Origin of the sequence: Candidatus Angelobacter sp. (genome assembly GCA_035607015.1) — a bacterium.
In the GTDB taxonomy this organism is placed as follows: domain Bacteria; phylum Verrucomicrobiota; class Verrucomicrobiia; order Limisphaerales; family AV2; genus AV2.
The window spans coordinates 1-2,764 of record DATNDF010000272.1 but is presented as its reverse complement, the minus strand read 5'-3'; the positions used below and the strand labels follow the sequence as shown (position 1 = coordinate 2,764).

The following is a 2,764-nucleotide window of genomic DNA, read 5'->3' as shown; positions in this document are numbered from 1 at the left end:
TATGGGGCGTCAAAGCATGAGCAGAAAGTCACCGAGGCGCCGTCCGACGTGAGCATCATCACGCAGGACGACATTCAGAAATACGGCTATCGGACACTGGCCGATGTGCTTCGCAGCGTGCGCGGATTTTACGTCACTTACGACCGCGGCTACACCTTTATCGGCATGCGCGGCGTGAACCGGCCCGGGGACTACGGCGGGCGCGTTTTGATCACCGTGGACGGGCACCGGTTGAACGAGCCCGTTTTTGACTCGGCGTTCAATGGGAATGAATTTCCGCTCGATGTGGACCTGATTGACCGCGTCGAGGTCATACGCGGTCCCGGCTCATCGCTCTATGGCAACAATGCGTTTTTTACCGTCATCAACGTCGTGACGCGGCGCCCCGAAGGGATCAACGGCGCCGAGGCGTCCGGCGCGGCGGCCGGCTACGACACTTACACAGGGCGGCTGACGTACGGGAAACACTTCAGCAACGGTCTCAATCTGATGGTCTCCGGGTCGTTGCTCGACAGCGCGGGACACAAAACGCTGTACTACCCGGAGTTCGCATCGGTGAACAACGGCGTGGCCCGGGACCTCGACGGTGAATGGGCGAAGAAAGTGTTCGCATCGGTTTCATGGGGCGATTTCACCCTCGAGGGGCTTTACGGAGACCGCCGCAAGGATCTCCCCACCGCAGCTTATGGCTCGGTGTTCGATGCGTCGCCCAACTGGATCAACGACGAACGCGCCTACGCCGAACTGAAGTACCATCACGAATTCGCAAACGAATGGCAGGTCATGGGGAGGTTGTTCTTCGACCATTACCGTTACGACGCGCTGGCGCCCTTCGACTATTCCGGAGGAACGGGGCCGCCGACTTTCAACCGGGATTTCGCGCTGGCGCAGTCCCGGGGCGGCGAACTGCAGGTGAGCAAAACCTTCCTGGAAGACCATCACGTGACGTTTGGCGGCGAGTTCAACGACGACTTCATCCTGCGCCTGAAAAACCAGGACGTCGCTCCACCGATGATTTACAGCGACGTGCGCAGTGATGCGGGCGATTTCGGGCTCTACCTCCAGGACGAGTTCAGCATTCGCACCAACCTCATTCTCAACGCCGGCGTGCGTTACGACCATTTCACCACCTTTGGCGACACCGTTGACCCGCGCGCCGCGCTCATCTACAGCCCGTGGGACGAGACGAGCTTCAAGGCGATTTACGGCCAGGCTTTTCGTGGCCCCAACGCCTACGAGTTTTCCTACATCGCGCCCGGATACGCCGCCAACCCCGATCTCAAACCTGAGCACATCCGCTCAGGCGAACTGGTGTGGGAGCAGGGTTTCGCCACCCACTGGCGGTTCTCCGGTTCGCTCTTCTATAACCAGATGGACGATCTCATCACCCAGCAAATCGATCCGGGCACCGGCGATTACATCTTCAAAAACACCGACTCCGTGGATGCCAAAGGCGCCGGATTGGAACTCGAAGGGACGTGGGCGAATGGTTTGCGCGGCCGAATGAGTTATTCCTTCGCCGACGCTACCGACAACGCGACCGGTCAGCGGCTGAGCAATTCGCCGCAACACCTCGGCAAGTTCAACCTCGCGGTCCCGCTTTACGCGGAAAGGATTTTCGCCGGACTGGAAGTGCAGGCGAGCAGTTCGCGCCGGACGGTTCGCGGGAACGAAGCGGGAGCGTACGCGGTATGCAACCTCACGCTGTTCAGCCACCAACTGGTGAAGGGGCTCGATCTGTCCGCCTCGGTTTACAACCTGTTCGACCGGAGATTCTCCGATCCGGTGAGTTTGGATTTCACGCAGGATGCCATTCAACAGGACGGCCGGAGCTTTCGCGTCAAACTGACTTATCATTTCTAGGATCGAGGGCATGTGGCCACGGTAAAACAAACAATCGAAGCCGGAGATCTTCCGCAATCGTTCCCATTTGCTGCGGGCGGGCCTCGTGCCGGCAATCGTCCGGAGGCGTGGATGAAACACGTTCTGCGCGGTTGTCTGTTCTTCTCCCTGTTGTTTTCGGCCTTTGTGGCCTGGGCGGGGGATCCGGACGAGGCCACGGCCATCGAGTACAGGGTCAAAGCGGGCTTTCTTGTAAACTTCGTGAAGTTCGCCCAATGGCCGGACAACACGTTTCCATCCACCAACTCGCCCATCGTCATCGGGCTTTTTGAAACGGACCCGGAAGGACCGGTCCTCGAACGGGCGCTCCAGCAGAAGACAGCCTCCGGCCATCCGCTGCAAGTGCGGCGCTTCCACGCAAATGAACTGCTGACGAACTGCCACCTCTTTTTCCTGAGTCGTGCCGAGAAGGCGCAAACGAGCCGGTTGCTGGATCGGCTCAAGGGAATGCCGGTTCTGACGGTGGGCGAGTCTGAAGGATTTGCCAGCGCCGGCGGCATGATCAATTTCGTCATGAAGGGCGAGAACATCCGCTTTGAAATCAACCTCGCGGCGGTCGAACGCGCCGGACTGCAGATCAGCTCCAAACTCGCGAACATGGCCACACTCGTGAAGCCGGCCAACTGAACAAACCGCACATGAACTTCATCCGCAACCTCCCGATCAAGCGCAAACTGATGCTGGTGGTGTTGTCCACTTGTGGGGTCATTCTCTTACTGGCTTGTGCCGGACTGTTCGGATTCCAGGTGTATATTTTCAAGAAGACCTTCGTCCGCGACATCTCCGCGTTGACCGAAGTCGTGGCCGCCAATTCCGCCGGCGCCGTGACCTTTGGCGATAAAACGGCGGCCGCGGAGATTCT

3 protein-coding genes are annotated in these 2,764 nt (G+C 59.2%); all 3 read left to right on the top strand.

The features are described from left to right. Nucleotides 1-1,863: TonB-dependent receptor (locus tag VN887_11085; GenBank protein ID HXT40549.1), on the top strand; the 1,863-nt coding region annotated here is incomplete at its 5' end. A 111-nt stretch (nt 1,864-1,974) separates the two neighbouring features. Further along, a complete protein-coding gene (locus VN887_11080; GenBank protein ID HXT40548.1) occupies nt 1,975-2,529 on the top strand; it encodes a YfiR family protein in 555 nt (184 codons plus the stop codon). Nucleotides 2,530-2,540: 11 nt separating this feature from the next. Beyond that, on the top strand, nt 2,541-2,764 hold a 224-nt coding region (locus VN887_11075; GenBank protein HXT40547.1), incomplete at its 3' end, for a hypothetical protein.

Bases quoted from the DNA above. Each gene is read 5' to 3' on its own strand.
- VN887_11080 (HXT40548.1), top strand. From the start codon at position 1,975: ATGAAACACGTTCTGCGCGGTTGTCTGTTCTTCTCCCTGTTGTTTTCG.